At 63.0% G+C, this 1902-nt stretch carries 2 protein-coding genes; one reads left to right on the top strand and one right to left on the bottom strand.

All coding sequences use genetic code 11. From position 1 onward, the window contains the following. The coding region (locus WKW82_RS40445) for a hypothetical protein (RefSeq protein ID WP_340348836.1) at positions 1 to 243 on the bottom strand (243 nt) is incomplete at its 3' end. Between the two features lie 102 nt (positions 244 to 345). Between WKW82_RS40445 and ltrA the strand changes: the two genes are divergently transcribed. Further along, positions 346 to 1827 carry a group II intron reverse transcriptase/maturase gene (gene ltrA, locus WKW82_RS40440; protein ID WP_340348835.1) on the top strand — a complete coding sequence of 494 codons (1482 nt, stop codon included), beginning with the start codon at positions 346 to 348 and terminating at the stop codon, positions 1825 to 1827. Positions 1828 to 1902 lie beyond the last annotated feature (75 nt).

Here is a 1902-nt window from a genome sequence, read left to right as displayed (position 1 = left end):
ACCGGCAAGGAGTAGGTGGTGCAAGTCCACTGCGATGAAGGAATAGCGAACCACATCGGCCCCGAGCCGTGCGCAGGCATCCGTGAGGATGACTGCGAAGCGTCGGTAGGGGAACGCATAGGCCAGCCATTGAGCCTCGAAAATATTGATTATCTGGGTGCTGACGCTGTCGACAAGGCGGAAGGCAACACGTCCGGGCGCGCAATCGCAAGCGCCCGAACGACCCAGCGTGGTCGAAGACACTGGCATGTGCACACGCTCCTTGTACGGGAACCGGGAGATCTCGGGTTTGACCAGCCGCCGCAAGGGACTGGCCCGCGTCGGGAAGGCGAGGAGCCGTAGCCGATGATGTACGGACCCGAGAAGTCAGACTCGGCCATAGTAGCTGTGAAGCCTGCGAACAAGGCCGGGATGCCGGCGGCGGAGTGGGTGGAGCCAAGGGCCGGGACCAAGGGAAACACGGGACAACCGCACACGCGACGGACTCAGAGCCGCGGTAGCGTGTCACAGGGGCTGGACCGTGTACGGCAAGCTGCAAGGCAGCGGAAGAAGGAGAAGTTCACTGCGCTGCTGCACCACGTGACGGTCGACCTGCTGAGGGATGCGTTCCTGGCGCTCAAGCGCCGTGCCGCCCCGGGGGTTGATGGCGTGACATGGGAGGACTACGAGGCGGGGCTGGAGGGCAACCTCCAAGACCTGCATGCACGGCTCCATAGCGGCAGTTATCGGGCGCTGCCCGTCAGGCGAAGGTTCATTCCCAAGCCTGGCACCGACAAGCAGCGGCCGCTCGGCATTGCCGCGCTGGAGGACAAGATCGTTCAGCGTGCGCTCGTCGCGGTGCTCAACGCCATCTATGAGGAAGACTTCCTCGGGCTATCGTATGGGTTTCGGCCCGGACGAAGCCAGCACGATGCGCTTGATGCACTGTCGGTGGCGATAAGCAATACCCCGGTGAACTGGATTCTCGACGCGGATATTCGGAGCTTCTTCGATTCGGTCAGCCAGGAATGGCTCGTCCGGTTCTTGGAGCACCGGATCGGTGACGAGCGCGTCATTCGCCTTGTGCGCAAGTGGCTCAAGGCGGGCGTCCTGGAAGAGGGGAACTGGAGCGTTAGTGAAACGGGGACTCCGCAAGGAGCAGTGGTCTCGCCACTGCTCGCAAACGTCTACCTGCACTACGTCTTCGACCTCTGGGCCCACCAATGGCGGAGGCGAGAAGCCACCGGCAACGTGATCGTCGTGCGCTATGCCGACGATATCGTGGCCGGTTTCGAGCATGAAGCCGATGCGAGGCGCTTCTGGGATGCGATGCGAACGCGGTTCGAGCAATTTGGGCTCGAACTGCACGGGGAGAAGACGCGCTTGCTGGAGTTCGGCCGCCATGCGGCCGGACGCCGGCGGCGGCGCGGCATGGGCAAGCCAGAGACCTTCACGTTCCTGGGCTTCATCTTCATCTGCGGCAGGTCCCGACGTGGAGCATTCCTGCTCCACCGCAAGACAAGGGTCGACCGGATGAGGGTGCGCCTCGAAGAAGTCAAGAGGACTCTGCGCAAGCGCATGCACGCCACGATTCCTGAACAGGGTAAGTGGCTGAAGTCGGTGGTCACGGGTTACTTTGCCTACCACGCAGTACCCACAAACATCCGCGCGCTCGGGCTGTTCCGATACCAAGTCATGCGCCTCTGGCTACGGACGCTTCGGCGCCGTAGTCAGAAGGACGGGATGACGTGGACACGCCTGAGCAAAATCGCGGGAGACTGGTTACCGACGCCCCGAATCCTTCATCCGTGGCCGAGCGAGCGCTTTGCCGTCAACCACCCAAGGTAGGAGCCCAGTGCGTTAGTTGCGCACGCTGGGATCTGTGCGGGGGGCGCCCAGCAATGGGCGTCCCTACCGCGATCC

This window comes from Variovorax rhizosphaerae, assembly GCF_037889975.1.
Lineage (GTDB): Bacteria > Pseudomonadota > Gammaproteobacteria > Burkholderiales > Burkholderiaceae_C > Variovorax > Variovorax rhizosphaerae.
This window is presented reverse-complemented; position numbering and strand designations above follow the sequence as displayed.

Excerpts from the sequence above, each read along its gene's own strand:
- ltrA (WP_340348835.1), top strand. The coding sequence starts at position 346 with ATGATGTACGGACCCGAGAAGTCAGACTCGGCCATAGTAGCTGTGAAG.